This window comes from Microbispora hainanensis (genome assembly GCF_036186745.1).
GTDB lineage: Bacteria > Actinomycetota > Actinomycetes > Streptosporangiales > Streptosporangiaceae > Microbispora.
In genome coordinates this window covers 14,583-41,170 of record NZ_CP108086.1, presented here as the reverse complement: position 1 = coordinate 41,170, position 26,588 = coordinate 14,583, and the positions used below count along the sequence as shown (strand labels likewise).

Below are 26,588 nucleotides of genomic sequence, written 5' to 3'. Positions count from 1 at the left end.
ACCTTACTCAGGGCGCCGGGGGGCATCGGCCCCGCCGTCCTCGGCCCGGAAGGCGCGCGCGGGGCGGTCGGGCAGGATGCGCACCTCGCCGAGGTTCTCCGGCGCGTCCACCAGGTGCTCACCGGTGTCGTCGTAGGAGGCCCGCAGCCGGGAGTCCTCGATCACGTCGATCCGCCTGATCCAGCCGAGCCTGCGCCCCGCCACGGCCCGCACCGTGTCGCCCTCCCGCAGACGGCGCCACAGGTCCTCGCTCAGGCACATCGCCCTGACGTCGCGGGAGCCTCCCTCGTCGATGGCGCACCAGTAGGTCCACTTGGCGGTGTCGTCCCCCTTGCTGCCGTCGCGGAATCGGCGCAGCCGTACGATCCGGCCCTCGACGGTCGCCGCGCCGCCGAGGTCGCCGATCGCGTAGACGACCGGCAGGCCCGCTACCACCAGGCCCACGGCGAGGGCGGCGGGCAGGACCAGACCGTCCGGCCACACGCCGAACGCGGCGGCGGCCACCAGGAGGATCCAGGTGAAGAACCCGGCGAACCAGCCGGCCGCGAGACCCCGTACGATCGTCGTCCCCGGCGGCCGGCCCCACAGCAGGCGCGAGGGATAGCGGACGTTCACGACGTGCCACATCCCGCCATAGTCGGACCAGGCCCGGTTGTCGTCGGCGGGGGTGCTGACCGGGAGGTTCCCGACGGCACGCGGCGCGAGCCCGAGCGCGGCGGCGTACGCGAGGTGGCGGCCCCAGATCGTGACCGAGGCGGCGGGCTGCTCGGCGAACCGTCCCGTCGCCCGCAGGTGCTCGCGGACGCCCAGCCAGTGCGCGGCGGCCGCGGCCCCCTCGGCCGTGCCGCGCTCCCCGTTCAGCCTGCCCATCAACATCACGAGCAGGGCGAAGGACACGATCGCCGCTCCGGGCCCGCCGTTGTGGTCCGCACCGGCGTCGCCGGCACCGGCCGCGATGCCGATCGCCGCGGCGGGGACCACCGCCGCCGCGCCGAGGAGCAGCGCGTGGCCCCGGCTCCAGCGCGGCCGTGACAGGCCCTGCTCCCGCGCCTCGACGATCACCTTCCTGCGGAAGCTCTTCCACCACCGGCGCAGGTCGCGCGAGCCCTCGGCCAGCGCCCCCGTCGCCACCACGCCGTCCACGGCCAGCGCGCGCACGTGGTCGTAGACGAGCCGCTCGTACGGCCGCAGGCCGCCGGGGTCCTTGCGCAGCCGTACGAGGGACAGCTCGGGGCCGATCTCCTCGACGGCCACGACGCCCCTGGCGGCCAGGTCGAGCAGGGTGGCGGAGGCCGCCTCGTCGCACAGCCGCCAGCCGCCGGTGATCAGGTCGACCACCGCGGGGGAGTGCTCCGCGAGCACTCCGGTGGCCGGGCCCGGCTCGACGTCCGGGTTTCTCGTCGCCGCGGCGAGCGCGAGCAGGAGCAGCAGCCACAGCCCGGTCGCCGCCGCCGCGGCCGCCCAGAAGGCCATGGTCAGAACCCGACCTGGACGGGGCCGCGCTCCTCGCCGGGCGCCTGGAAATACTCGCGGGGCGTGAAGCCGGTCATGCCCGCCACGAGGTTGGCGGGCACCGTCTGGATGGCGTTGTTGTAGGTCAGGACGGCGTCGTTGTAGTACTGCCGCGAGTAGGCGATCCGGTTCTCCGTGGTGGCCAGCTCCTCCTGGAGCTCGGCGAAGCCGGCGCTCGCCTTGAGGTCGGGATAGGCCTCGGCCACCGCGAAGAGGCTCTTCAGCGCGCCGGACAGCAGGTTTTCGGCCGCGGCCCGCTCCTCGGGGCCCTGTGCGCCGATGGCCTGCGAGCGCGCCGCGACGACGGCCTCCAGGGTCGCCCGCTCGTGGGCGGCGTAGCCCTTGACGGTCTCCACGAGGTTGGGGATCAGGTCGTAGCGCCGCCTGAGCTGCACGTCGATCTGCGCCCAGGCGTTGTCGACGTTGTTGCGGGCGCGTACGAGGCGGTTGTAGGCGGAGACGACCGTCGCGACGAGGACGGCCACGACGGCGAGGGCGACGAGCATAGGGATCATGGCGTTCACGGGCCTCCTGGACGGACGGTAGCCCGGCCCGTCCGCCCGGTGAAGGGCCCAAAGCGAAGGTTCCGTCGAAGATCCTGTGAACGGCCCTTTCAGCGGCCCGGTGAGGGGCCCGGTGAGGGGCCCGGTGAGGGGCACGGTGAAGGGTCGTGAACGGTCCTGTGGACGCCGCGGCGAACGGTCCTGGCATCCCCATCGCACTCCCGGTGCCTTGCATCCGGCTTGCGGCCCGCTTTCACGCGCCCGCCACAGCCTCGCCGGCGCGCCCGCCACAGGCCCGCTTTCGCTCGCCGGCCACAGCCCAGCCGGCGCCCCCGCGCCACCCGGCCCGCGCCTCGCCTATGTGCGTCCGCGCCACAAGCGCGAGGCTTTTATGCGTCCGCGGCGACACGCCCACGTCATCCGCCCGCGCCTCGCCTCTGCGCTGGCCGCGCCACACGCCCGAGGCCCCTACGCGTCCGCGGCGACACGCCCGCCGCACGGGACCCCTGCTGCGCCCGCATGTCCTCTGATGCGCCCGAGGGCCCCGGCGGTAGTGCCGGGGCCCTCGGGGTCGTGATCGTGCGGCCCGACGCCGGTCCGGTCAGGATCAGACCGGCATCAGGCCAGGATCAGCCAGCGGATCGGACAGGCGGATCAGGCGGCGGATCCGGCGGCGGCGTCCCGCTCCCGGGCGCGCAGCGCCCGGCTGACGCCGTCGGCGCCCTCCAGCAGCAGGCGCCGCAGCGCGTGCGGCGGCTGCGTGGTGCTGATGTACTCCTGCGTGCGGGCCACGGTCTCCGGCCTGATCAGCAGCGCGGGGTAGCAGCCGATGGCGAAGTTCTGCGCCATGTCGGAGGTCCACTCGCTCCAGATCCGCCCGACCTCCTCGAAGTAGCGGTCGGCGTACGGCTCCAGCAGCTCGGGGTGCTGCGGGTCCATGAAGCCGAGGATCGTGGCGCGCAGCAGCGCGCCGCTCAGCTTCCCGCCCACGATCGTCGCCCAGGTCTCGGCCTTGGCCTCCGGGGTCGGGATCGAGGCCCGGCTGGTGGCGGCCGAGCGCTCGCCGGTCGCCGTGGCGTCCCTGGCCAGCTCGGCGTCGATCTCCGCGGCGCCGAGGACGCCGCCGGACACGAGCGACTGGATGAGCGTCCAGCGCAGGTCGGCGTCGACGGCCAGGCCCTCGGGCACCGCGGTGCCGTCGAAGATGCCCTTGAGGAACGCCAGGTCCTCGGGTGAGACGGCGGTCGCCGCGAGGGCGTTGACGTAGGCGAGCTGGTGGTCCGAGCCCGGCTCGGCCGACGCGACGAGCCGGCGCAGCGCGCCGGCCAGCTCGTTCAGGCCGGTGGCCCGCCACGCCGGGTCGGCGTACTGCTGCACGGCCTGGCGGGCCTGGCGCAGCACGGTCTGCAGGACGGTGAGGTCGCGCACCGAGTCGATGCCGGAGACGACCAGCTTGACGTAGTCGCGGGTGGCCATCTCGGCGTCGCGCGTCATGTCCCAGGCGGCCGACCAGCACAGCGCGCGGGGCAGCGACTCGGCGAACGCGCTGATCCCGCCGTTCACGAGGGTCTGCAGCGACCGGTCGTCGAGGCGGATCTTCGCGTACGTGAGGTCGTCGTCGTTCACCAGCACGAGGTCGGGCTGGACCTCGCCGATCAGCTCGGGCACGGACGTCCGCGCGCCGACGATGTCGAGCTCGACCCGCTTGGTCCGGGTCAGCACGCCGTCGCGCAGGGAGTACAGGCCGATGGCGACGCGGTGCGAGCGCAGCGTCGGGTGCTCCTGCGTGGCCTCCTGCAGCACGTCGAAGCTCAGGAACCGGCCCTCGTCGTCGGTGGTGAACGACGAGCGCAGCGTGTTGACGCCCGAGGTCTCCAGCCACTCCTTCGACCAGGACGACAGGTCACGCCCGGAGGTGCGCTCCAGTGCCGACAGCAGGTCCTGCAGGGTGGTGTTCTTCCAGGCGTGCTCGTTGAAGTAGTCGCGCACCCCGGCGAGGAAGTTGTCGAGCCCCACGTACGCGACGAGCTGCTTGAGCACCGAGGCGCCCTTGGCGTACGTGATGCCGTCGAAGTTGACCTCGACGGCCTGCATGTCCGGGATGTCGGCGGCGATGGGGTGGGTGGAGGGCAGCTGGTCCTGCCGGTAGGCCCAGGCCTTCTCGACGTTGGCGAACGTCGTCCACGCGCCCTGACCCCACCGCGTGGCCTCGGCCTGGCACAGCACGGACATGTAGGTGGCGAACGACTCGTTCAGCCACAGGTCGTCCCACCAGCGCATGGTGACGAGGTCGCCGAACCACATGTGCGCCATCTCGTGCAGGATCGTCTCCGCGCGGCGCTCGATCAGCGCGTCGGTCACGCGCGAGCGGAAGACGTAGTCCTCCAGGAAGGTCACCGCGCCCGCATTCTCCATGGCGCCCGCGTTGAACTCCGGCACGAACAGCTGGTCGTACTTGCCGAAGGGGTAGCGCAGCCCGAAGACGCGGTGGAAGAAGTCGAAGCCCTGCTTGGTGACCTCGAAGATGTTCTCGGGGTCGAGATACTGCGCGAGCGAGCGGCGCACGTAGATCCCGAGCGGGATCCCGTCGTGCTCGTCGCGCACGACCGCGTACGGCCCGGCGATGAGGGCCGTGATGTACGTCGACATGACGGGAGTCGGCGGGAAGTGCCAGCGCTTGGCCGCCTGCAGTGTGCCGTGCCGCCCCTGGTGCTCCTCCAGCGCCTCGACCGCGTCGGGGGCGGCGTTGGACACGACCTCCCAGTCGGCGGGGGCGAGGACGGTCAGCTCGAAGGTCGCCTTGAGGTCCGGCTGGTCGAAGCAGGCGTACATGCGGTGCGCGTCGGCCGTCTCGAACTGGCTGTGCAGGTAGACCTGCTGGTCGACAGGGTCGACGAAGCGGTGCAGGCCCTCGCCGGTGCGCATGTAGGAGCAGTCGGCGTCCACGCGCAGCTCGTTCTGCGCGGCGAGCCCCGGCAGCGGGATGCGGCCCTTCTCGGCGTCGTAGGTGCCGGCGTCCAGCTCCCGGCCGTTGAGCACGACCTTCCGCACGTGCGCGCCGTGGAGGTCGATGAACGTGTCCGCCCCCTCACGGTCCGACGTGAAGCGGACCGTCGTGATGCTCTCGAACCGCTCCTCGCCCTCGGTCAGGTCGAGCTCGACCTGGTAGGACTGGACGGTGAGCAACCGAGCACGCTCCCGAGCCTCGTCCCGTGTCAGATTCCCTGCCACACCCGCTCCTCATCGCATGATCAACGCCCCCGGCCCCCGCCGCCCCGTCGCGGCAGGGATTGCATGAATCCTGCCACGCCGCGGCGACAAGGCGGATTCGAGATCGCTCCTACCTGGAATAGGAGATTTCCTGCCCGGGTTGACGACCGAGGGAACCATAGTCCGTACGAGAGGGTGTCACAGTGTCCGACCGAAAGCTTGTCGATTTCTGGTTCGACCCCGCCTGCCCCTGGGCGTGGATCACTTCGCGCTGGATCCACGAGGTCACCGCGCTCCGTCCCATCGACGTGCGCTGGCACATCATGAGCCTGGCCGTGCTGAACGAGGACAAGGACATCCCCGCCGACTACGCCGAGCGGGTCAAGCAGACGCTCGGCGCGGTGCGAGTGCTGGCCGCCGCCAAGGACAAGTACGGCGAGGAGGTGCTCGGCACCCTCTACACCGAGCTCGGCAGGCGCTTCCACGACGAGGGACGCGACCGCGGCCTGGACACGATCGCCGAGGCTCTCACCGCCGCCGGGCTCGACCCCGCGCTGGCGGCCGCGCACGACTCGGACGAGTACGACGAGGAGATCCGGCGCTCGCACGGTGAGGGCATCGACCTGGTCGGCCAGGAGGTCGGCACCCCCGTCATCGCCGTCGAGGGCACGGCGTTCTTCGGCCCCGTCGTCTCGCCCATCCCGAGGGGCGAGGCCGCCGCGCGCCTGTGGGACGGCGTTCTGCTCGTCGCCGGCACCGACGGCTTCTTCGAGCTGAAGAGGTCGAGGACACGCGACCCGATCTTCACCTGAGACTTCACAGGCTCCTTCACCCTCGCGATAATCCGCTGGAAAGGTTTCGGCCGGAAGACTCGCCATCTGACAGCCGAGGCGCAAGGATGAGTGACATGCGTCACCTCTACATGAATGGAGCCTGGGTCCCGTCCGCCTCGCGCGAGGCCGTCGACGTCGTCAATCCCGCGACCGAGGAGGTCGTGGACCGGGTGCCCGCCGGGGCACCCGCCGACGTCGAGTCCGCCGTCGCCGCCGCCCGTGCCGCCTTCCCGTCGTGGTCGGCCCTGGAACCGGCCGAACGCGCCGCGTTCCTCGGGGCGGCGGCCGGGCTGCTGCAGGAACGCGCGCAGGAGATCGCGGCCACGATCGCCACCGACATGGGCGCCCCGCTAACGCTCGCGCTGAAGGTGCAGACGCTGATGCCGGCCGAGGTGCTGGCCTCCTACGCCGACCTCGCCAAACGGTACGAGTTCGACGCCGGCCGCGTGGGCAACTCGCTCGTCGTGCGGGAGCCCGTCGGCGTGGTCGGCGCGATCACGCCGTGGAACTACCCGCTCCACCAGGTGGTGTGCAAGGTGGCTCCGGCCCTCGCGGCCGGGTGCACCGTCGTGCTCAAGCCGAGCGAGGTCGCGCCTCTCGCGGCGTACGCGCTGGCCGGCATCTTCCACGAGATCGGGCTGCCGCCCGGCGTGTTCAACATGGTCAGCGGCCACGGTCCGGTGGTCGGCGAGGCCATCGCCGCCCACCCTGACGTCGACATGGTCTCGTTCACCGGGTCGACCAGGGCGGGCCGCCGGGTCGCGGCCCTCGCGGCCGAGACGGTCAAGCGGGTGGCGCTGGAGCTGGGCGGCAAGTCGGCGAACATCATCCTGCCCGACGCCGACCTGGAGAAGGCGGTCAAGAGCGGCGTCGCGGGGGCCTACCTCAACTCGGGCCAGACCTGTTCCGCGCTGACCCGGATGCTCGTCCACTGGGACCAGTACGACGACGCCGTGGGGCTGGCCGTGCAGGCGGCCGGCGCCTACGTCCCCGGCGACCCGTTCGCCGAGGGCACACGGCTGGGGCCCCTGGTGTCCGCCGCCCAGCGCGACCGGGTCGTCAAGTACATCAACCGCGGCCAGGAGGAGGGCGCCCGCCTCGTGCTCGGCGGCACCGACAACCCCATGGAGCGCGGCTACTACGTCGAGCCCGCGATCTTCGCGGGCGTCTCGCCGGGCATGGCCATCGAGCAGGAGGAGATCTTCGGCCCGGTGCTGTCGATCATCCCGTTCTCCTCGGAGGACGAGGCGGTCGAGATCGCCAACGGCACGCCGTACGGGCTGTCGGGGGCGGTCTGGGCGGGCACCGAGGGCAGGGCGCTCGCGGTCGCCCGCCGCCTGCGCACCGGGCAGGTGTCGGTCAACGGCGGCCGGTTCAACACGATGGCGCCGTTCGGCGGCTACAAGCACTCCGGGATCGGCCGCGAGCTGGGCGAGTTCGGCCTCGAGGAGTTCCTGGAGATCAAGGCCATCCTGATGTAGGACGTCAGGGCGTCTGCAGCAGGATCTTGCGGCGCTCGTCCTTGCCCAGCCGGTCGACGTACAGCATGCCTTCGAGGTGGTCGAACTCGTGCTGGAAGCACCGGGCGAGCATGCCGCGGGCCTTCAGGGAGACGGGCCGGCCGAGCTTGTCGACCCCGCGCAGGGTGACCCCGGCGGCGCGGGGGGTCGGGGCGTACAGCGGCCTGCCGGTCTCCTTGCCGGGCACCGACAGGCAGCCCTCCTCCTCGATGACCGGCTCGGAGTCGTCGATCGTCAGCTCCGGGTTGATCACGTGTCCCTTGCGGTTGCTGATGTCGTAGACGAACAGCCGCAGGCCCACGCCGATCTGCGGCCCCGCGAGCCCGACACCGTCGGACTGGTACATGACGGCGAACATCTCGTCGATCAGCCGGCGCAGCTCGCGGTCGAAGTCCGTCACGGGTTCGGCGGGGGTACGCAGGACCGGGTCGCCGACATACCGAAGCTCGTGCATGACACTCCTGTCAGGCCGGAGGGTGTAAGGGACGCAGGCCCATATCGGCTATTACTCTAGTGGAGCCCGGGGTCGTCCCCGCCAGAGCCTTTCTGGGAAACTTGTGCCGTGCGTGTCTACATCGGTGCCGACCATGCCGGCTACGAGCTCAAGAATCATCTGGTCGCCTGGCTCAAGGAGCAGGGCCACGAGGTGGAGGACTGTGGTCCCCACGTCTACGACGCGGAGGACGACTATCCGCCGTTCGTGCTGCGCGCCGCGCAGGGCGTGGCCGGCGACCCTGGCAGCCTCGGGGTGGTGATCGGCGGCTCGGGGAACGGCGAGCAGATCGCCGCCAACAAGGTGCGGGGGGTGCGCGCGGCCCTCGCCTGGAACGAGGAAACGGCGAAGCTCGCCCGCGAGCACAACGACGCCAACGTGATCAGCCTGGGCGCCCGGCAGCACACGCCGGAGGAGGCCACCAGGTTCGTCGCGATCTTCCTGGCCACGCCGTTCTCCGGGGCCGAGCGACACGCCCGGCGGATCCGGCAGCTGGCCGAATACGAGGCCACCGGCGAACTGCCGCCGCTGCCCGCCTGAGCGCCTCCAGCGCCGTACGTCTAGCGAGCGTCCCTGTCCCGGCCCCGGCGGGGTTCCCGCCGGGGTGTCTCGTCGCGCAGCGGCCGCTGGTCGGCGGCCTCCTGCTGCTCGGGCGTCGGCCGGGACACGTCACGGGCCCGCATGGCCGTGATCGCGGTGATCTGCAAACTCTGCAGCGCCATGCCTCGAAGCCTACGCGGTCGCGGCGGCCCTGCGGAGATCAGAACACCCGGCAGCCCCAGGGAGCCGGGTCCCACATCATGGCGGCCGACAGCTCGCGCAGCGCTCCCGGCCGGTGCTCGCGCACCAGCCCGGCGTCCGCCGCCGCCCGCAGGGGCCGCCCGCCGAGGTAGGCCGCGCCCAGCACGTCGACCGGCAGCGTGAGGTCGGCGGGCGCGTCCGTCGGTTCGCACGATCCCTTGTCGGTGACGAGGCGCAGGCGGCCGGCGTTCCACGGGCAGATCTCGTCCACGACCTCCAGGACCAGGTCGGCGGGGGCCGCGTACGCGCGGGCGGCCAGGGCCCGGTCGACGTCGACCAGGCGGATCCACAGGTCGTCGAACCAGATCGCGTTGAGCCGGCGGGGATCGGCCAGCAGGTGCATGATCGGGTCGTCCACCGGCCGCCGCCCGGCGTGGACGACCGCGCACAGGTCGCGGTCGAGGACGCCGCGCCAGACCAGCGCGTACGCCGCGGGATCGGTGGCCATCAGCTCCAGGAGCCGGACCTCTCCTTCCGGCACGGAGTGCTCGCTCCACCTGCCCCTCGCCCGGAACAGCGCGTAGCCGCGCGCTCCCGTCGCGTCCTCGGCGACGAGGCAGCGCAGCGGGCCCATCCCGCCCCGGTCGTGCTCGGTGTCCGGGAGGATCTCATTGCGCCAGAACCCGCCGGACCTCCCGTACAGGCCGGGACGGCCCGGCCGTACGGCGTCGTAGACCCGCTGAAGGGCGGGCAGCGCGTCCGCAGGCGGGACCAGGCGCAGACGCAGCGCCGGATCGGTGGGAGCCGAGCGCGTGAAGGCCGAGTCGTGGGTGGGGATGCGGAAGGACAAGGTGTCTGCGGCCCTGCCATACCCGAAGCGTCCGTAGATGCCGGCTTCGCTGGCGTAGAGCGCGGCGACGGCCTCACGCCCGTTCTCGTGCAGGTCGTGCAACTGCCGGGTCATGAGGGCGGTCAGCACGCCGCGGCGGCGATGCGAGGGGAGCACGCCCACCGACGTGACGCCGGCCACGGGGATCGGCCCGCCCGGCACGGTCATGGAGAAGGACAGGATCTGCGCGCCGCCGACCGCGAGGTCACCGTCGAAGGCCGCGATCGTGCGGTCGATCTCCGCGAGCTCCCGCCAGCGCTCGCGGATCTCAGAAGGATAGGAGGAGTTGAACGCCTCGAACAGGACGTCCGAGTAGGCCGGCCATTCGGAATCCGTGATGGCGCGCACGGTGAGGCTCATCGTCTCACCGTAGAAGCCGGCCGACGCGCGAGGCGAGCCAATATCCGTGCCGGATGATCTAGACGTTGGTCAAGCAGGTATCGCTACCTGGGATGTCCGGATACAGTCGAGGCCATCATGAATTCCCGTCCGGCGCCGCTGATCCCTCCTCGGCTGCGCGCGCTCCTGGCGCGTGTGCCACTCCTGGTGCCGTTGGTCCGCTTCGTCAGGAAGGTGTGGTCGAAGGACCGCTACCTTCTCATCGCTCTCGTCACGCTCACCGTCGTGGTCGGCGTGCTCGACGCGGACGTGTCGGCGTACTGGTTCTCGCCCTCGCTGCTGATCCTCTTCACGCTGATCGGCGGCCTCCAGCTCCGGCTGCGCAGTCTCGCGCTCCTGCTGTGCGTGGTCGTCGCGGCCCTGACGTACATGGGCCCGGTCAGGGGGGTGCTCAGCGTCGGCCCCGGCCTGCTCATCACGATGGCCTTCACGGCAGCGCTCGCCTGGACGATGGCGCGGACGCGGGGCAAGCTCGGCGTCCAGGGCCTGCGCGGCGACGCGATGCTGCTGGAGCTGCGCGACCGGCTCAAGCGGCAGAGCGAGCTGCCGCCGCTGCCCAAGGACTGGGGCGGCAAGGTGGTGCTGAAGCAGGCCGGGGGATCGTCGTTCGGCGGCGACTTCGTCGTCTCGATGCGTGAGGGCGACCGGGTTCAGCTGGCGGTCGTCGATGTTTCCGGCAAGGGCGTGGACGCGGGAACCCGCGCGCTCATGCTGTCGGGCACCTTCGGCGGCCTGCTCGGCTCGGTGGACGACTTCCTCGCGGCGTGCAACTCCTACCTGCACCGCCAGCTCGGCGACGAGGGGTTCGTCACGGCCGTGCACCTGGAGCTCGACCTGTCCACGGGGGAGTACACGATCACCTCGGCGGGGCACCCGCCCGTGGTCCGGTTCGACTCCGGGTCGGGCACGTGGCGGGTCTCCACGGCGAAGGGCGTCGTGCTCGGCGTGGTGCCCGATCTCGCCTGCGAGACCGACAGCGGCGTGCTGCGCAAGGGCGACGCGCTCATGCTGTTCACCGACGGGCTGATCGAGCAGCCGGGCAGGGACATCGACGCCGGGCTCGACCGGTTGCTCGGCGAGGCCGAGCGGCTGCTGCCGTCGGGATTCCGCGACAAGGCCCGGCAGCTCGTGCAGGCGATGTCCTCCGGCCACAACGACGACTGCGCGCTCGTCCTGATCTGGCGCCCCTGAGCCGCCTACAGCCAGCCGGAGTCGGTGGCGATCCGTATGGCGTCGACGCGGTTGCGCGCTCCGGTCTTGACGAGGATGCGCGACAGGTGGTTGCGCACGGTGCCGACGGACAGGCCCAGCTCGGCCGCGATGTCCTTCGAGCGCCCGCCGCCCGCCGCGAGCCGCAGCACCTCGTGCTCCCTCGGCGTCAGCGGGCAGTCGGCGGCCTCCAGCGCGGCGACGGCGAGCTCGGAGTCGACGACCCGGCGTCCGGCGACCATCCGGCGGATGCCGTCGGCCAGATGCTCGGGGGCCACCTCGATGCCCAGGTAGCCGAGGACGCCCGCCGCGAAGGCCCGCTTGATGTGCCCCGGGCTGGGCTGCGCCGACAGCAGCATCACGCGGCAGCGCGGGGCCTTCTCTCCCAGCCGCGCGGCGGCCGTGAGCCCGTCCACCCCGGGGAGGTCGGCGTCGACCACGGCGGCGTCCGGCCGTACGTCGAGTGCCGCGGGCACGATGTCCTCGCCCGACCCGACGTCCGCGACCACCCGCAGGTCGTCCTCCCCATCGAGGGACGCGACCAGGCCGCGCCGTACCAACGGAAGGTGTTCGGCCACCAGGATCCGGATCAAGATGCTCCCCTCTTGACGTCTTTCACAGGGTGATCGCCCAACTGCGTACTGTCAACGAAGTGTCCCCAACCGGTCACACACGGGCAAGCCGAACCGGCGCCGGAAAAGTCTTCGCCCTCGTGCGGGTGGGCTACGCTCGAAGGGTGCTTCGTCTGCCAGAGCACCTTCTCCGATTCGGGGGTACGCGCTGATGAGCTGGCTCTTCGCGGCCGGATTCGTGATCCTCTTCGTCGGTCTGCTGGTCTCGATCGCCCTTCACGAGATCGGGCACCTCGTGCCCGCCAAGCTCTTCGGCGTACGCGTGACCCAGTACATGGTCGGCTTCGGGCCCACCATGTGGTCGCGCAAGCGGGGCGAGACCGAATACGGCGTGAAGTGGGTGCCGCTCGGCGGCTACATCCGCATGATCGGCATGCTGCCGCCGCGTGCGTCCGACGAGCCCGGCAAGCTGCGCAGCGTCTCCACCGGTCCCTGGCAGGGCCTGATCGAGAACGCGCGGGCGGTCGCGTCCGAGGAGATCCGGCCGGGCGACGAGGGCCGGGTTTTTTATCGCAAGCCCTGGTGGCAGAAGGTCATCATCATGACCGGCGGCCCGGCGATGAACTTCGTGCTCGCGTTCGTGCTGTTCGCGGTCGTGATGATGGGCTTCGGCGTCCGTGAGCTGACGCCCGTCGTGGCCTCGGTGTCCAAGTGCGCCATCCCGGCGGCCGAGGCGGACCACCGGGACTGCCGCGACAGCGACCCGCTGACGCCCGCCGCCAAGGCCGGTCTGCGGCCCGGAGACCACATCGTCGCCATCGGCGGCACGCCGGTCACCGACTGGGAGGCCGCGCAGCGCCTGATCCGGGAGCACGGCGCGGGGGTGACCACGCTCGGCATCGAGCGGGGCGGGCAGCGGACCGACCTCCAGGTCGACCTGATCGCGCAGGACATGCCCTCGCTCACCGACCCGGACAAGATCGAGAAGAACGTCGGCTTCCTGGGAGTGAGCCCGACCACCGTCGTGGTGAAGAAGGGCCCCGGTTATGTCGTCGGGCAGATGTGGGAGCTGACCGAGCGCACCGCCGTCGCTATGGTCAACATCCCCAAGAAGATGGTCGGCGTGTGGAACGCCGCGTTCTCGGGGGAGAAGCGCGACCCGAACGGGCCGATCGGCATCGTCGGGGCGGGCCGCATCGGCGGTGAGATCGCCGCCTCCGACCTCTCGGTCGAGAACAAGATCGAAATCTTCATCAACCTGCTCGCCGGGCTGAACCTCGCCGTGGGCATGTTCAACCTGATCCCGCTGCTGCCGCTGGACGGCGGCCATATCGCCGGCGGGCTCTGGGAGGGCGTCAAGCGGGCGTTCGCGCGGGTGCGCCGCAGGCCCGTCCCCGGTTATGTGGATGTGGCCAAGGCGCTCCCGCTGACGTACGTCATGGCGGCCCTGCTGGTCGTCATGGGCGGCCTGCTCATCTACGCCGACCTCGTCAACCCGGTCCGCCTGTCCGGCTGAGGGAGGCCACTCGCCGTCGGGGGCTACTCGCCCGTCACGCCGTCGACGCGCTCGCGCAGCAGATCGGCGTGGCCGTTGTGGCGGGCGTACTCCTCGATCATGTGGCACATGATCCACCGCAGCGAGTAGTGGACGCCGTCACGAGTGGACGCCTTCGTCATGGCGTCCAGGTCGGCGCAGGCCTCCTCGGCCGCCCGCGCCTGCTCGATCTCCGCCTGCCAGGTCGCGAAGGCCTCCTCGGCCGACGCGGTGTCCACATTGTCGAACTCGCCGTCCGGGTCGTCGGCACTGAAGTAGATGCCGCCAAGATCCTCGCCGTTCAGCCGCCTCCGGAACCAGGCCCGCTCGACGTCGGCCATGTGCCGTACGAGGCCGAGCAGCGACATGCTGGAGGGCGGCACCGAGCGCAGCCGCAACTGCTCCTCGGTGAGGCCCCGGCACTTCACGGCGAGGGTGTCACGGTGCCAGTCCAGCCAGGCGCGCAGCATCTCGCGCTCTCCCGCGACGACGGGGGGATCGATACGTGTGTCGGTCATCCCGGCATCCTCCCCCGGACTCGGCGCGTAGTCACCCCGATTAGCGGGCGGAGGCACCCGGCGGTTCTGCCCGTCCCGGCACCCCCCTCCTGAGCGCGGTTCATGACGTAGCCGAAGGCCGGGCCGCACGCCGGGCCTGCGCCCGACGGGAGGCCGAACCCGGCCGTCTTGACTCGGATTCGGACAGGTAATTGATCAGACTTGTGTAATTGTGGCGAATGTGATCAAAATCAGTTCAGCCTTCAACTACTTGGTTGAAGCGTCACACCGTACGGATGAGGAGAGGCATGAAGCGCACCATCTCCGTTCTCACCGTCGCCGCCGGCGTTCTCGGCGTCACGCTCACCGGCGCCGGCCCCGCGCTCGCGGACACCTCCGCAGTGGACTGCTCCACGGGCGGGTACACCTACGTCGTCAACAAATACGTCCCCACCAACGTCGAGTCGCCGGCGGTGGACAATCGCCTCTACAACATCGCCGGTCCGACGGCGTACACGCACGAGGTCTGCCTCGACATCCCCGACAACGAGACGTTCACGATCGAGGTCCGGATCGGGCCCACGGGGTCACAGCAGGTCATCGTGGACGACCGGCCCGGGGACAAGATCTTCCGCTTCTCGCCCGGCACCAACACCTTCTGGCAGGTCTACGGCACGCTGACCGGGCCCGGCAGCACCTACCTCTACTACACCTGGCACGAGAAGCAGATCCCGGCCTGACCCGGAGCGGGCCGGCCGCCTCGCTCGCCGAGGTGGCCGGCCCACCCCGCGAGTGCCCTGGCAGGTCAGTACATCGAGATGTGTACGTGGTCGTAGTGGTTGGCGGTGATTCCGCCGCGGTCGGACATGAGCCGCCAGCCGGGACGGCCGAGGTTGTAGATGCGCTGCTGCCAGATCACGTACATGACGCCGAGCTTGGGGCCGTTCTTGATGGCCCAGTCGGCCAGGCTGTCGCCGAGCGCCTTCATCTCGGGGGAGGGCATGGCGCCGCCCGAGCTCATCATGAAGTCGCAGGCGCGCCCGAGAGGATGCTCGCCGCTGTTCTCCGCCCGGTAGCAGCCCACCGGGAACCGCAGGCTGAAGTGGTTTTCGACCTCGGTGCGCATGAACCTCATCCGGGGCGTGATGTTGTCGGCACCGCTGGGCAGCTCCGGTGCCCACGACCCACCCGGGAGCTTTCCCGGCGCGATCGGGATCAGCGCGTCGAGCTTGTCCTTGATCTCGTCGATGAGGTCCTCGGCGTCCTTGCGCTGTACGGCGACCGCCTCGGCCTGCGCCTTCAGTTGCGCGGTCAGCGTCTTGGCGGCGTCCGCGGCCTGCTGCCGGGCGTCGCGCACCCGGTCGAAGTGCGCGAGCCGGGCGGCCTGTTCCTCTTTGAGCTGGTAGTTGAGCGCGGCGGTGTTCATGTCGGGCAGCGCCATCGCGCTTTCGGTCTGGTAGCGCAGCCCGGCCATCTGCCGTACGGCGTCGCTGGCGGCCTGGTAGTCGGCCTGGGCCCTGGCCAGCCGGTCGCGAGCCGCCTTCTCCTCCTCACGGGCCTTGGCGAGGGCGACACGCTTGGCGTTGTAGTCGGCGATCAGCCGGTTGACCTTCTGCCGCAGGTCCGACAGCTCCTTCTTGAGCTGTTTCTCCGTCGGTTTGGGCTCGGCGACGCCCGGCGCCGCCGTACCGAACACGAGGACGGCGGAGGCGAGCACGCCGACAGCCAGGGGGAATGCGCGGGGCAGAGCCCACTCCTCTCCATCTGCCGACCGGGTTAGCTGACGGGTTCGGGCTGGAGGAGCCCGGGCAGGCGACTGCCTTGACCCCAGGTGCGTGATTGGGTCCCCGGTTCCCGGGCGGGGCGCCCGGGATTAGGCGTACCGGTTGTGACGGCCGGTGTCAGGGATACTAGTGGTAAAGAAACCGTCGCTGCCACCAAAGCCGCAATCAATCGGAGATCAGGCCGTTATCGCCTCGCGAAGCATCCGGGCGGCCTCCTCGGGCAGCACGTCGTTGACGAACGCGCCCATGGCCGACTCCGATCCGGCCAGATACTTGAGCTTGTTGGGCGCCCGCCGGATCGTGAAAAGCTGCAGGTGAAGGTAGGCGAGGTCGCGCCGGTAGGTGACAGGAGCCTGGTGCCAGGCCGCGACGTACGGCATGACGACGCCGAACAGCCCGTCCAGGCGGCGCAGCACCTCGATGTAGAGCGGCGCGAACGCGGCTCGCTCCTCCGGCGACAGCGCCGGGATGTCGGGCACCTGGCGGTGCGGGTAGACGTGCACCTCGAACGGGTAGCGCGCGGCGGCGGGCACGAAGGCCGTCCAGTGCTCGTTGGCGGCCACCACCCGGGGGCCCTTCCGCTCGGCGGCCAGGACATCCGCGAACAGGTTGCCGCCCTGATGACGGGCGGCGGCGTTCAGCATCTGCCGGGTGCGCGGCGTGACGTACGGATAGGCGTAGATCTGCCCGTGCGGGTGCGGCAGCGTGATGCCGATCTCGGCGCCGCGGTTCTCGAAGCAGAAGACCTGCTCCACGCCGGGCAGCGAGGACAGCTCGGCCGTACGGTCGGCCCACGCCTCGACGACCAGCTCGGCCTGCTCGTCGCTCAGCGAGCTGAACGACGCGTTGTGGTCGGAGGTGAAGCAGACGACCTCGCAGCGCCCGATCCCCGGACGCACCTCGCTCAGCCCGCCCACCTGCTCGTACGAGCCCGTGTTGAAGCTGAACGACGGGAAGCGGTTCTCGAACACCGCCACCTCGTACGGCGAGGGGATCTCCGAGCCGGGATGACCCGGGCAGAGCGGGCACTCCTCCGCCGACGGCAGGTGTGTGCGTGTCTGGCGATGCCGGGCGACGGCCACCCACTCGTCCATCAGGGGGTCGTAGCGCAGCTCGGAGGCGAGCGGGCGCGGCGGCAGGTCCCTGGTGTCGATGGCGCTGTGGTCGGCGTCGTCGCGCCGGTCGAAGTAGATCAGCTCACGGCCGTCGGCGAGATGGGTGATGGTGCGCTTCACAGAGCGGTCTCCAGCTTCACGGTGCGATCTCCGGCTTTCACGGTGCGGTGTCCCGGGTCGGAGCGGGCTTACAAGGGGGTCGGTGCGGGTTTGCGAAAGGGGGACACGGCGGGCGCGCGGAGGCCGGGGGATGCACCGGGTTTACTACAGGCGTCGGAGGACGTGCGGCGGGCCGGCGTCACAGCGCGGTCTCCAGCTCGGTCTCCCCGGACGGATCGACGAGGAGGAGCTCGCCGGCGTGCTCCGACAGCGCGTCGCGTGCCTCCTCCGGCAGGCCGACGTCGCTCACGACCACGCCGGCCTCGTCGAGGGCGGCGATCGTGCTGAAGCCGATCGTCCCCCACTTGGTGTGGTCGGCCAGGACCACGAGCTGCTGGGCGGCCGCGATGAGGGCGCGGTCGGTCTCCGCCTCCAGCAGGTTGGGCGTGGTGTAACCGGCCCGGACGCTCATGCCGTGCACGCCCAGCATGAGCGTGTCGACGTTCAGGGAGCGGACGGCCGCCACGGCCACCGGGCCGACCAGCGCGTCGGAGGGCGTGCGCACGCCTCCCACCAGCACCACGGTCTGGTCGGGCCGTCCCGCGCGGTGGAAGACGTCGGCCACCTGCACCGAGTTGGTGATCACGGTCAGCTCGGGCACGTCCACCAGATGGTGGGCCAGTGTCCAGGTCGTGGTGCCGGCCGAGAGCGCTACGGAGCTGCCCGGCCGCACGAGCAGGGCGGCCCTGCGGGCGATGGCCTCCTTCTCGGCCTGCTGCCGCACCGACTTGGCCGCGAAGCCCGGCTCCTCCGTCGAGCCCGTGCCGGTGGCGGTCGCCCCGCCGTGCACCTTGACGATCAGGCCGCGTTCCGCGAGGACCTCCAGGTCGCGGCGGATCGTCATGTCCGAGACCCCGAGGTCGCGTACGAGCTGCGCGACGCGCACCCCGCCGGTCCTGCGTACCCTCTCAAGGATCGCCTGCTGCCGTTGCTGGGCCAGCATCCACCACTCCTCTACAGATTCAAACAAATTATGCCTCACGAACGTGGAGACATGTTGAGTTGGGGTACGCCTCTTGCCGCCCGTGGTCCCAGGGAGGACAGTGGGCGAAAGCCGTACTCGACGGAAGGCGGTCGTCATGGGCAGACGCGCACGCAAGTCGAAGGCACGCAAGAAGAAGAAGGCCAACCACGGCAAGCGGCCCACCGGCCGATAGGCACTCTTTAGGGGTTCCTGCCCCAGGCGGCGAGCAGGTGGGTCTGCTGGTCGGCGTCGGCCGGGACGCCCTGCTCGTCCCCGAACACTCCCGCCTCGCGGTAGTCCTCCCGTGCTTTCTCGAACCACTCCGAGCATGAGGCGACGAGCTCGGGGTCGAGCCGTTCCGGCCCGCCGATGGCACGTGCCAGATCCCAGGTGTGGATCAGCGCGTCCGCGAACAGCTCGGTGATGTACTCCTCGCCCAGCACGTCGCCGAAGGACAGGTGGGCTACGCTGGTCAGGGCGCCCTCGGCGTACACCGCCTGGACCGCTCCCTGCGCGGACGCCTCGAACGCCTTGACCGGGTCGTCGCCGAGCACGTCGCCCTCGAAGGCGTCCCCCACCTCGGCGACCGTACGGCCGGACAGCAACTCGGGGGCCCACAGGTTCTCGGCCACGACGTGGTTGACGAGCCCCCGGACGTCCCAGTCGACACAGGGGGTCGGCAGCTCCCACTGCCCGCGGCGGACGAGATGGAGACGGGCCCCGAAGCCATCCAGCGCCCTGCGGTACGCGTCACGGATGTCGATCATGTCCCCTCCTCGCCACGAACTCCCGATTCGAACGTAACTCTTCTCAACGATCAGTCATACACGCTCGACAGGGAGGGAACGCCCGGGTCAAGGGAGGTGCTGCTCCACCCAGACGATCTTTCCGTACGGAGTGGGCCGGGTGCCCCACCGGTACGCGAACCGCTTGATGAGCTGCAGACCGCGGCCGGTGTCCTCGTCGGGGGTGGCCGTGCGCGGGGCGGGAGCGGCGGGGGAGCCGTCGACGACCTCGACCACCAGCGTGCGGCCGCGCAGCAGACGCAGCTCGATCGGCGGCCAGCCGTGTTTGAGCGCGTTGGTGACCAGCTCGCTCACGATGAGCTGGGTGCTGTCCACCAGGCCGCTCAGCCCCCACCTCTGCAGGGTGCTGCGGACGAAGCGGCGGGCGTGCGACACGAACCGCGGGTCGGACGGCAGCGGGCAGGTCGCCACCTCGTCCGGGTCGAGGTCGCGCACCCGGGCCACCATCAGGGCGATGTCGTCACGTTCATGCCCCGACCGCTGGCTGCTGATGATCACGTCGCACATGTCCTCCAGGTCCTCGACCGGACCGGCGAGCAGACGGCGCAGCCCCATGATCCCGGCGTCGAGGTCCCGCTCCCGGCTCTCCACGAGGCCGTCGGTGTAGAGGGCGAGCACGCTCCCGGGCGGCAGGACCATCTCGCGCGACTCCAGCGGGTCGCTGCCGATGCCGAGAGGCAGGCCCGCGGGCAGGTCGATGATCTCGGTCGACCGGTCGGGGTGCAGGAGGATCGGCGGCACATGGCCGGCCCGGGCGAGCGCGCAGTTGCGTGTCACCGGGTCATAGACGGCGTAGATGCACGTCGCGATCTGGCTGGGGTCGAGGTCCTGGCTCATCAGGTTGAGCCGGAACAGCACCTCGTCGGGCGGCAGGTCGAGGCTCGCGAGCGTACGCGCGGCCGTGCGCAGCTGGCCCATCGTCGCCGCGGCCCTGGTGCCGTGGCCCATGACGTCGCCCACCACCAGGGCCGTACGGCACCCGGGCAGGGCGATGACGTCATACCAGTCACCCCCGACGCCCATCAGGTCGCTGGCCGGCAGATAACGGGTGGCGATGTCCATGCCGAGCGCCTGCGGCAGTTCGACGGGCAGCAGGCTGCTCTGCAGGGTCAGCGCGGTCCTGCGCTCCCTGGTGTAGAGCCGGGCGTTGTCGATGCACACGGCGGTGCGGGCGGCCAGGTCCTCGGCCACCACCACGTCCTGCTCCTCGAACGACCGCGTTCCCGGATGCCTGGTGAAGATCACGCAGCCGAGCACCCGCCCCCGCGCCCGCAGCGGCACCGCGAGGAACGACGAGTCGGTCAGGAGCGAGGCGACCGCCTCCTCCCGGTCCATGCTGGCGCCGATCAGCCGGGCGCTCTCCTTGTCGAGCGCCGGATACATGAGCGGTTTGCCGACGGCCATGCACTGGGCCTGCGGAAGGATCGCCGGATAGACCATCGACTCGCCCACGGGGAAGGTCTTCACCCAGGAGTCCGGATCCGCGCCCGCCACGGCCAGGGCGACCCTGCGTACGAGCGTGGTGCCGTCCACCGGCCGGGACGACAGCTCGCCGTCCGCCACGAGGCGGTCCTGCACCATCACCGCCGCCGCGTCGGCGAAGCGGGGGACGGCCATGTCGACGAGCTCCCGGCTCGTCTCGGACAGGTCGAGCGTGCTGCCGATCCGCCGGCTCGCCTCGTTCAGGAAGGCCAGCCGCTCGTGCGCGGACGCGGCGCTGCTGCGGCGCCACTGCGCCCGGTTGCCCGGGGCGGGGTCCTTGATGACGCAGTTCCGGTTCAACGAATTCTCCGGAGAGAGCGGATGGTGTCCCAGAATCGTATGGAGCTGATACCGCGCATTTCAGCCGTTTGACATGAGAGCTCCGGTCGGTATGACGGAGCGATGGCGCAGCCGTACCCGCCGGTCAAGGGACGAAACGGATATCAGTGAGCATGCGTCACATCAGACGGCGGGCAGGTGCGCGAGGGCCGCGTCGATCCGCTCCTGCGGGAGCGTGAAATCCTCCAGTCGCCCGGCGAGACGGCTCTCGTAGGCGGGCAGGTCGAAGTGGCCGTGCCCGCACAGGGACATCACGATGACCTTCTCCTCGCCCGACTCCGCGCACCGCAGCGCCTCCGCGATCGTCGCGGCCACCGCGTGGGAGGGCTCGGGCGCCGGCACGATCCCCTCGGCCCTGGCGAAGCGGATCCCCGCGTCGAAGCAGTCGGTCTGCGTGACGGCCACGGCCTCCACCAGGCCCAGCTCGTAAACGTGCGAGAGCAGCGGCGACATGCCGTGATAGCGCAGCCCGCCGGCGTGGATCGGGTCGGGCACGAACGTGTGCCCCAGCGTGTGCATCTTCATCAGCGGCGTGAACCCCGCCGTGTCCCCGAAGTCGTACGCGTAGGAGCCCCGGGTCAGGGACGGGCAGGCGGCGGGCTCGACGCCGCGCAGCACGGGGTTCATGCGCCCGGCGAGCTTCTCGCGCAGGAACGGGAAGGCCAGCCCGGCGAAGTTGGAGCCGCCGCCGGTGCAGCCGATCACCACGTCCGGGGTCTCGCCGAGGACGGCGAGCTGCTCCAGCGCCTCCTCGCCGATGACGGTCTGGTGCAGCAGGACGTGGTTGAGCACCGAGCCCAGGGCGTATCGCGTGTCGTCATGCTGACCGGCGACCTCGACCGCCTCGCTGATGGCGATGCCCAGCGACCCCGTGCAGTGGGGGTCCTCCGCCAGGATCCTGCTGCCCGCCGTGGTCACCGCCGACGGGCTGGCGTGCAGGGTCGCGCCGTAGATCTTCATCAGCGTGCGCCGGTAGGGCTTCTGGTCGTACGACGCCCGGACCATCCAGACCTCGCAGTCGAGGCCGTACTGGGCGCAGGCGAACGCCAGGGCGGAGCCCCACTGGCCCGCGCCGGTCTCGGTGGTCAGCCTCCGCACGCCCTCCCGCGCGTTGTAGTACGCCTGGGGGACCGCGGTGTTGGGCTTGTGCGAGCCCGACGGGCTGCCGCCCTCGTACTTGTAGTAGATCCGCGCCGGTGTGCCGAGGGCACGCTCAAGGCGCCGGGCGCGGATGAGCGGTGTCGGCCGCCAGAGGCGATAGACGTCGAGGACGCCGTCGGGGACGGGGACGAACCGCTCACCCGACACCTCCTGCTCGATCAGCGCCGAGGGGAAGAGCGGGGCGAGATCGTCGGGGCCGACCGGCTGCAGCGTCGCGGGGTGCAGCACCGGCGGGGGCGGCGTCGGCAGGTCGGGGACGACGTTGTACCAGTTCCGCGGAATCCGCGACTCGTCGAGAAGGACCCTGGTCGGCTCGCCCATGACTCCCAGTCTCCGCGCCGCGGGCCCATCGGGAAAGGGCGTCTGCCGATGTGGCCGGACCCGGTCAAACGACCGCGTCAAACGACCGCGTCAGACTGGCCGCGTCAGACGGCCGCGTCAGACGGTTCCCCCCGAGCGCCAGTAGACGTTGGCCTCCCGGGTGAGGAACCCCTCGTCCACCAGATAACGGCGCAGCGCGGCGTAGTCGTCATGGAACGCGCGCAGCGCCACGTCGACCTCCTTCTCCGGATAGCGCACGCCGATCTCGAACACCTGGGCGATGTAGTCGAGCACCATCAGGCGTTTGGCTCTCTTCGATGGGATCGAGACGAGCCGCCCGTCCACCAGGAACGCATCCATCGGGTCCGCCGGCGCGGAGGGGATCGTGCGCAGCAGGTCGCGGAAGGTCTCGGGCCGTGCCCGCCAGCCGTCCTCGTCCCGTACGGCGAGGCCGCCCCGCTCCAGCCGGTCCAGGGCCTTGCCCACCACGTCGGGGTCGAGCCCGGTGACCTTGTCGAGCGGCTCACCGGGACGCAGGACCAGCCCGGCCAGGACACGCAGTGTGTCGTCCTGCCCGAGGAGTCCGAGCACGCGGGAGATGTGCTTGTCGATCACCCGTCCACGGTATTGCCTTGATGAAGGCAGGAGGAAACCTGGAGGGCGACGTGACCGCTCAACTGGACCACACGATCGTGCACAGCAGCGACCGCTTCGCGTCCGCCCGGTTCCTGACCGGGCTGCTCGGCGAGCCCGAGCCCGGCGCGTACGGGCCGTTCGCCACGGTCCCGCTCGGCAACGGCGTGACGATCGACTACGCCGACTCGATCGTCGACCGGGACAGGATCGTCATGCAGCACCTGGCGTTCCTCGTCTCCGAGGACGAGTTCGACGACATCTTCTCCCGCATCGCCGAGCGGGGCCTGCCCTACTGGGGAGGCCCCGAGCACCAGGAGCCGCAGCAGATCAACCACCGGCACCACGGCCGCGGGGTGTACGTGGACGACCCCGACGGCCACTCCATCGAGTTCCTCACCCACCCGTACGTCAAGGAGGAGTGACCCCTCAGCGGGCCTGTGTCCGGCCCCGGTCGAAGACGGCCCGCCTGCGGGCGGCGAAGTCCTCGGGGCTGGTGATGGCGAGCCCGTCCCGGCCGGTCTCCAGCTCGGCCCGCAGGCCGTCGGCGCCGGTGCCGTCGCGCAGGAGGTCGTAGATCTCCCGGATCCTGCGCAGCGTCTCCGGCGTCGTCGTCGCGATGCTCTGCGCGAGCTCGACCGCCCGGGGCAGCAGCCGGTCGTGCGCGACGACCTCGTTCACCAGGCCGATGCGCAGTGCCAGGGGAGCGTCCACGAAGTCCCCCGTGAACGTCATCTGCCGCGCCCAGGACTGCCCGACGGCCTGGCTGAGCCTGGCCGTCATGCCCCAGGAGGGCACGATGCCGACGCGGGTGTGGGTGTCGGCGAACCGCGCCCGTTCGCTGGCGATCCTGAAGTCGCAGGCGAGCGCGAACTCCAGGCCGCCGGTCACCGCCACGCCGTTGATCGCGCCGATGACTGGCACCGGGAAGTTCCGCAGCGGGAGGATGGAGTCGGGGTGGCCGATCTTCACCCCCGCTTCCAGCTCCCCGAGGTCCAGTCCCGCGCAGAAGGCGGGGTCGGCCCCGGTGAGGACCATCGCGCGCAGGCAGGGCTCCTGCGCGAGCCGCCCGAGCGTGTCCTGGAACTCGTCGAGCAGCGCCTTGGAGATCGCGTTGTACTTGCGCGGACGGTTAAGCGTCACGACCGCGACGGCCTCGGATGGCCGGTCGACGAGGACGAGGTCGCCCATGGTGCTCCTCAATGTTCCGGGGGTACGGCGAGAACAGGTTATAGAAACGTGTGCGGCCCCCGGCCCGCCCCGGATGCCCAGGCTCTGGTTTCAGGACGTGGAGACGGCGACACGAGCGGTCGCCGCTCTCGGATTCGTCCCGGAGATCCACTCAGGATCGGCGAGGGGGTGAAGGTCCCGTTCAGCCGCCTTCCGGTCCGTACGGACAGCAGGCGGCGACCGGGGCAGGAGTTTCGCCGGCCGGGGGCAGAGGCGCGCCGAAGCGCGCCACGCAATACCAGACCTTCTTCAGCGCCTGCGCGTCGTAGCGCCCGCTGCGGGCGGCGTCTCCGATGATCCGCGGATCGAGCACGCCGCCGACCGCGATCTCCGCGCCGAGCGCCACGTACTCCTGGCCCCGGTAGTCAGGGTGGCGCCGCAGATGCTCGACGGTGAGGCGGAACCCGCGATGCCATTCCACCGGGCACGGCAACCGGCGGGCAGCGGCCTCCACAGAGGTCCCGCGATAGCTGGGATCGAGGACCAGGGCCTCCACGTCCCGGTCGAGCCTGACCGGCCCGTGCACCTGAGCTTCGATGTAGTCGTCCAGGAGGTCCGCGTCGCCGGCCTCGGCCGGCTCGATCAGCGCCATGCGGGACGCGACACCGAAAGCCGAGGGTTCGAAGAAGCTGTCCGGATAACAGAAGGTCGTGCGGCGAAGAGTCTCGGCCGTCAGCCGGAAGTGAGCGGATCCGAACCGCGGCGCGGCGCCGACGGACCTGCGCCGGAAGTTCAGCGCGCCATAGACGGGGCGCTCCCGCGCGGGCGCGTTGTCGTAGGCGCCACCGAAGATCCTGCTCTCCCAGCGCCACCGGTCACCACCCGGATGAGCGGTGAGTCCCCCGTTGCTCGTTCCGGTGACGAACTGCGACACGTAGACGCCCTCGTCCGCCAGCCCGAGCAGGATCTCCCGGCCGCTGGCCGAGCGGTCGGGGTGGAAGTTGAGGGTCACACGCAACCGGATATCGAGCGGGTCTCCCGACGACATGGCCTCGACATGGCGGAGGGCGCGCTCCTGTGGCGATATGGACGTGTCCGCGCTCACCCGCGCAGTTTGCCGGAACGCGATCCGCCGTCGCATCTCGAATAGCTGTCCGGCTCGGTGCCGGTTCCGGCCGTCCGGTCACCGAGCCCGGGCGGAATCGGTGTTCAAGGCGGCCCGTCGCCGGATGCGGCCTTCGACGTGTTCGAGCGATGGTCGGGGCGACAGGATTTGAACCTGCGACTTCTTGCTCCCAAAGCAAGCGCGCTACCAAGCTGCGCCACGCCCCGTCTCGTCGGGTACGCGTGCGGTCCGAGACTCCGGTACGCTTACGCCCTGACGACCGGATGAAGTCTAGACCAGATGGACACCGGGCGCGCGCGGACGTAGCTCAATGGTAGAGCCCCAGTCTTCCAAACTGGCTACGCGGGTTCGATTCCCGTCGTCCGCTCTCATCAAGAAAGGCCAGGTCACTCCGTACGGGGTGCCTGGCCTTCGACGTTTCCTTCCGTGCCTCACATGTCACTTCACCGCGCGCGTGGGAAAGTGACCTCGTGGTCGATCACCCCTCCGAATCCGTCAATCACTGGCTCGGGGTGTGGGAGGTGAACAGCCTCCACGCTTGTCGGGCCGAGCTCGGCGAAGGACGGCGAGCGTGGGCGGAGACGGCCATGTACGCGCTCGCCAGAGCCGAGGCCGCAGGACTGGACGCCATCGCCGCCAATGTGAGGCGCTTCAACCTGCGTGCATATCTGATCGACAGCCTCGGCTCCACGCGTTCACCCCTGCTGAACCCCGATGCCCTCGCCATCGACATCCTCGCGGCCCTCCCCGTTGAACTGGAGAACGCCGCGGAGTGGGCAGCCGACTGGCGACAGCGGCCTCACAAGCAGCTCTTGGCCCTCCGTCAATGCAAGAACCTCCTGGCGCCGGCCGAGATCATCCGTAGTCACCTGTCGGAGACGCCGACGGCAAGAACGCTCGACCAGTGGCTCGCGCTCCGCGCACAACTTCCCTAGCTGCCCGGCCAGGAGAAACTGATGAGGACGTGGAACAGCCTCCAGGTGACGCCCCGGAAGCTGAAGATCACCCGGTGGTGCGGGTCAGTCGCCGGTGCGGAAGAGGGCCCAGACTGCCTTGCCGCCCTCGTCGAGTGCGTCCCAGCCCCATGCCTGGCTGTAGGTCTCGACGATGTAGAGGCCGCGTCCGTGCTCGGAGACGAAGTCGGGTTGCGTGGGCGACGGCGCCTGGTCGCTGGGATCCGAGACGGCGAGCAACACGTGCGGGGCGATGCGCAGGAGCGTCAGTGTTATAGGGCAGGCGATGGCTCGGTGCGCCGGATACAGCGCGTAACGGACCGCGTTCGTCACCAGTTCGCTCACGACCAGTGCCGCGTCGTCACTCAGTTCCGACAGGCCCCACTGGCGCAGGGTCGTACGTGTGACATCACGCGCGGTCTTGACCGAGTCTGCCTGTGGTGCCAGGGGGCACATCGCCGTATCGGACGCCCCTGCCGCCCTCCGGAACCAGCCGAATCCCACGTCACGGGTCAGCTGGCCGCCGGGTTTGGGCTCGTCCGACATGGTTGCCCGTACCTCCCGCTGGCCTAGGTCGAGGACTGGTGCACATTTTGGCCCAATATGCACCTAGACATGATGGATCAGTGCGTCCCGTCGCTGCAAGACCCAAATGCACGTGCA

27 protein-coding genes, 2 tRNA genes and 1 riboswitch are annotated in these 26,588 nt (G+C 70.5%); of the genes, 10 read left to right on the top strand and 19 right to left on the bottom strand.

What is annotated here, in order from left to right; all coding sequences use genetic code 11:
• Nucleotides 1-3: 3 nt before the first annotated feature.
• The 3 genes from OHB01_RS00185 to pepN form a co-directional block, all read right to left on the bottom strand.
• Entirely contained in the window at nucleotides 4-1,473 is a 1,470-nt protein-coding gene (locus OHB01_RS00185; RefSeq protein WP_142650145.1) for a DUF2207 family protein, read from the bottom strand.
• A 2-nt stretch (nucleotides 1,474-1,475) separates the two neighbouring features.
• The gene (locus tag OHB01_RS00180) at nucleotides 1,476-2,027 is read right to left on the bottom strand and encodes a LemA family protein (protein WP_142650146.1); all 552 of its coding nucleotides are present in this window, start codon (nucleotides 2,025-2,027) and stop codon (nucleotides 1,476-1,478) included.
• A gap of 642 nt (nucleotides 2,028-2,669) precedes the next feature.
• Complete coding sequence (gene pepN / locus OHB01_RS00175; protein ID WP_142650147.1) at nucleotides 2,670-5,246, bottom strand: aminopeptidase N; 2,577 nt, start codon at nucleotides 5,244-5,246, stop codon at nucleotides 2,670-2,672.
• A gap of 182 nt (nucleotides 5,247-5,428) precedes the next feature.
• Between pepN and OHB01_RS00170 the strand changes: the two genes are divergently transcribed.
• Nucleotides 5,429-6,037, top strand: coding sequence for a DsbA family protein (locus OHB01_RS00170; protein WP_147943654.1), 609 nt, complete (start codon nucleotides 5,429-5,431; stop codon nucleotides 6,035-6,037).
• A 95-nt stretch (nucleotides 6,038-6,132) separates the two neighbouring features.
• Nucleotides 6,133-7,539 carry an aldehyde dehydrogenase family protein gene (locus tag OHB01_RS00165; RefSeq protein ID WP_328855824.1) on the top strand — a complete coding sequence of 469 codons (1,407 nt, stop codon included), beginning with the start codon at nucleotides 6,133-6,135 and terminating at the stop codon, nucleotides 7,537-7,539.
• A 4-nt stretch (nucleotides 7,540-7,543) separates the two neighbouring features.
• On the opposite strand, the gene def is transcribed toward OHB01_RS00165, so the two are convergent.
• Entirely contained in the window at nucleotides 7,544-8,032 is a 489-nt protein-coding gene (def, locus tag OHB01_RS00160; RefSeq protein ID WP_142650149.1) for a peptide deformylase, read from the bottom strand.
• 108 nt (nucleotides 8,033-8,140) lie between these two features.
• Here def and OHB01_RS00155 point away from each other — a divergent pair, with 108 nt between their 5' ends.
• Nucleotides 8,141-8,611 carry a ribose-5-phosphate isomerase gene (locus OHB01_RS00155; RefSeq protein WP_142650150.1) on the top strand — a complete coding sequence of 157 codons (471 nt, stop codon included), beginning with the start codon at nucleotides 8,141-8,143 and terminating at the stop codon, nucleotides 8,609-8,611.
• A 20-nt stretch (nucleotides 8,612-8,631) separates the two neighbouring features.
• On the opposite strand, the gene OHB01_RS00150 is transcribed toward OHB01_RS00155, so the two are convergent.
• Together OHB01_RS00150 and OHB01_RS00145 are read right to left on the bottom strand one after the other, a co-directional pair.
• Nucleotides 8,632-8,793 (bottom strand): hypothetical protein, encoded by a 162-nt coding sequence (locus tag OHB01_RS00150; RefSeq protein ID WP_168066293.1) that lies wholly within the window; start codon nucleotides 8,791-8,793, stop codon nucleotides 8,632-8,634.
• 38 nt (nucleotides 8,794-8,831) lie between these two features.
• Nucleotides 8,832-10,061: a GNAT family N-acetyltransferase gene (locus tag OHB01_RS00145; protein WP_142650151.1), complete on the bottom strand. Its 1,230-nt coding sequence runs from the start codon at nucleotides 10,059-10,061 to the stop codon at nucleotides 8,832-8,834.
• 117 nt (nucleotides 10,062-10,178) lie between these two features.
• Here OHB01_RS00145 and OHB01_RS00140 point away from each other — a divergent pair, with 117 nt between their 5' ends.
• Entirely contained in the window at nucleotides 10,179-11,291 is a 1,113-nt protein-coding gene (locus OHB01_RS00140) for a PP2C family protein-serine/threonine phosphatase (RefSeq protein WP_142650152.1), read from the top strand.
• A gap of 5 nt (nucleotides 11,292-11,296) precedes the next feature.
• Here OHB01_RS00140 and OHB01_RS00135 read toward each other — a convergent pair whose 3' ends face one another.
• Nucleotides 11,297-11,902, bottom strand: coding sequence for a response regulator transcription factor (locus OHB01_RS00135; RefSeq protein WP_142650153.1), 606 nt, complete (start codon nucleotides 11,900-11,902; stop codon nucleotides 11,297-11,299).
• Between the two features lie 190 nt (nucleotides 11,903-12,092).
• On the opposite strand from OHB01_RS00135, the gene OHB01_RS00130 reads away from it, so the two are divergent.
• The gene (locus OHB01_RS00130) at nucleotides 12,093-13,397 is read left to right on the top strand and encodes a M50 family metallopeptidase (protein WP_142650154.1); all 1,305 of its coding nucleotides are present in this window, start codon (nucleotides 12,093-12,095) and stop codon (nucleotides 13,395-13,397) included.
• A gap of 23 nt (nucleotides 13,398-13,420) precedes the next feature.
• Here OHB01_RS00130 and OHB01_RS00125 read toward each other — a convergent pair whose 3' ends face one another.
• Nucleotides 13,421-13,933 (bottom strand): DinB family protein, encoded by a 513-nt coding sequence (locus OHB01_RS00125; RefSeq protein ID WP_142650155.1) that lies wholly within the window; start codon nucleotides 13,931-13,933, stop codon nucleotides 13,421-13,423.
• 287 nt (nucleotides 13,934-14,220) lie between these two features.
• Here OHB01_RS00125 and OHB01_RS00120 point away from each other — a divergent pair, with 287 nt between their 5' ends.
• Nucleotides 14,221-14,652 (top strand): hypothetical protein, encoded by a 432-nt coding sequence (locus OHB01_RS00120; protein WP_142650156.1) that lies wholly within the window; start codon nucleotides 14,221-14,223, stop codon nucleotides 14,650-14,652.
• A 65-nt stretch (nucleotides 14,653-14,717) separates the two neighbouring features.
• Here OHB01_RS00120 and OHB01_RS00115 read toward each other — a convergent pair whose 3' ends face one another.
• From OHB01_RS00115 to OHB01_RS00105, 3 genes are all read right to left on the bottom strand, one after another.
• Nucleotides 14,718-15,629: a coiled-coil domain-containing protein gene (locus OHB01_RS00115; protein WP_260617412.1), complete on the bottom strand. Its 912-nt coding sequence runs from the start codon at nucleotides 15,627-15,629 to the stop codon at nucleotides 14,718-14,720.
• Nucleotides 15,630-15,663: 34 nt separating this feature from the next.
• Nucleotides 15,664-15,802: riboswitch (cyclic di-AMP (ydaO/yuaA leader) on the bottom strand.
• A gap of 70 nt (nucleotides 15,803-15,872) precedes the next feature.
• A complete protein-coding gene (gene galT, locus OHB01_RS00110) occupies nucleotides 15,873-16,931 on the bottom strand; it encodes a galactose-1-phosphate uridylyltransferase (RefSeq protein ID WP_147943653.1) in 1,059 nt (352 codons plus the stop codon).
• Nucleotides 16,932-17,109: 178 nt separating this feature from the next.
• On the bottom strand, nucleotides 17,110-17,913 hold the full coding sequence (locus OHB01_RS00105) for a DeoR/GlpR family DNA-binding transcription regulator (protein WP_142650159.1): 804 nt from the start codon (nucleotides 17,911-17,913) through the stop codon (nucleotides 17,110-17,112).
• Between the two features lie 136 nt (nucleotides 17,914-18,049).
• On the opposite strand from OHB01_RS00105, the gene OHB01_RS39790 reads away from it, so the two are divergent.
• Nucleotides 18,050-18,127: a 50S ribosomal protein bL37 gene (locus tag OHB01_RS39790; protein WP_396685207.1), complete on the top strand. Its 78-nt coding sequence runs from the start codon at nucleotides 18,050-18,052 to the stop codon at nucleotides 18,125-18,127.
• Between the two features lie 7 nt (nucleotides 18,128-18,134).
• Here the strand turns inward: OHB01_RS39790 and OHB01_RS00100 are convergent, their stop codons facing one another.
• The 4 genes from OHB01_RS00100 to OHB01_RS00085 form a co-directional block, all read right to left on the bottom strand.
• The gene (locus OHB01_RS00100; RefSeq protein ID WP_142650160.1) at nucleotides 18,135-18,701 is read right to left on the bottom strand and encodes a TIGR03086 family metal-binding protein; all 567 of its coding nucleotides are present in this window, start codon (nucleotides 18,699-18,701) and stop codon (nucleotides 18,135-18,137) included.
• Nucleotides 18,702-18,788: 87 nt separating this feature from the next.
• Complete coding sequence (locus tag OHB01_RS00095; RefSeq protein ID WP_142650161.1) at nucleotides 18,789-20,522, bottom strand: ATP-binding SpoIIE family protein phosphatase; 1,734 nt, start codon at nucleotides 20,520-20,522, stop codon at nucleotides 18,789-18,791.
• 162 nt (nucleotides 20,523-20,684) lie between these two features.
• Nucleotides 20,685-22,043 carry a TrpB-like pyridoxal phosphate-dependent enzyme gene (locus OHB01_RS00090; protein WP_147943650.1) on the bottom strand — a complete coding sequence of 453 codons (1,359 nt, stop codon included), beginning with the start codon at nucleotides 22,041-22,043 and terminating at the stop codon, nucleotides 20,685-20,687.
• A 117-nt stretch (nucleotides 22,044-22,160) separates the two neighbouring features.
• Nucleotides 22,161-22,658, bottom strand: coding sequence for a DUF2087 domain-containing protein (locus OHB01_RS00085; protein ID WP_328709455.1), 498 nt, complete (start codon nucleotides 22,656-22,658; stop codon nucleotides 22,161-22,163).
• Nucleotides 22,659-22,708: 50 nt separating this feature from the next.
• Between OHB01_RS00085 and OHB01_RS00080 the strand changes: the two genes are divergently transcribed.
• A complete protein-coding gene (locus OHB01_RS00080; RefSeq protein WP_142650164.1) occupies nucleotides 22,709-23,101 on the top strand; it encodes a VOC family protein in 393 nt (130 codons plus the stop codon).
• A 4-nt stretch (nucleotides 23,102-23,105) separates the two neighbouring features.
• On the opposite strand, the gene OHB01_RS00075 is transcribed toward OHB01_RS00080, so the two are convergent.
• The 3 genes from OHB01_RS00075 to OHB01_RS00065 all read right to left on the bottom strand — a co-directional run bounded on the left by OHB01_RS00075 (nucleotide 23,106) and on the right by OHB01_RS00065 (nucleotide 25,178).
• Complete coding sequence (locus tag OHB01_RS00075) at nucleotides 23,106-23,867, bottom strand: enoyl-CoA hydratase (RefSeq protein WP_142650165.1); 762 nt, start codon at nucleotides 23,865-23,867, stop codon at nucleotides 23,106-23,108.
• Nucleotides 23,868-24,048: 181 nt separating this feature from the next.
• A complete protein-coding gene (locus OHB01_RS00070; protein ID WP_328854758.1) occupies nucleotides 24,049-24,951 on the bottom strand; it encodes a DUF3626 domain-containing protein in 903 nt (300 codons plus the stop codon).
• A 150-nt stretch (nucleotides 24,952-25,101) separates the two neighbouring features.
• Nucleotides 25,102-25,178: transfer RNA gene (locus tag OHB01_RS00065), tRNA-Pro, on the bottom strand.
• 90 nt (nucleotides 25,179-25,268) lie between these two features.
• On the opposite strand from OHB01_RS00065, the gene OHB01_RS00060 reads away from it, so the two are divergent.
• Together OHB01_RS00060 and OHB01_RS00055 are read left to right on the top strand one after the other, a co-directional pair.
• Nucleotides 25,269-25,339 (top strand) — tRNA-Gly (locus tag OHB01_RS00060).
• Nucleotides 25,340-25,442: 103 nt separating this feature from the next.
• Nucleotides 25,443-25,907 carry a hypothetical protein gene (locus OHB01_RS00055; protein WP_328854757.1) on the top strand — a complete coding sequence of 155 codons (465 nt, stop codon included), beginning with the start codon at nucleotides 25,443-25,445 and terminating at the stop codon, nucleotides 25,905-25,907.
• Nucleotides 25,908-25,991: 84 nt separating this feature from the next.
• Here the strand turns inward: OHB01_RS00055 and OHB01_RS00050 are convergent, their stop codons facing one another.
• Nucleotides 25,992-26,471, bottom strand: a complete 480-nt coding sequence (locus tag OHB01_RS00050; RefSeq protein WP_328709459.1) for an ATP-binding protein — start codon at nucleotides 26,469-26,471, stop codon at nucleotides 25,992-25,994.
• Nucleotides 26,472-26,588 lie beyond the last annotated feature (117 nt).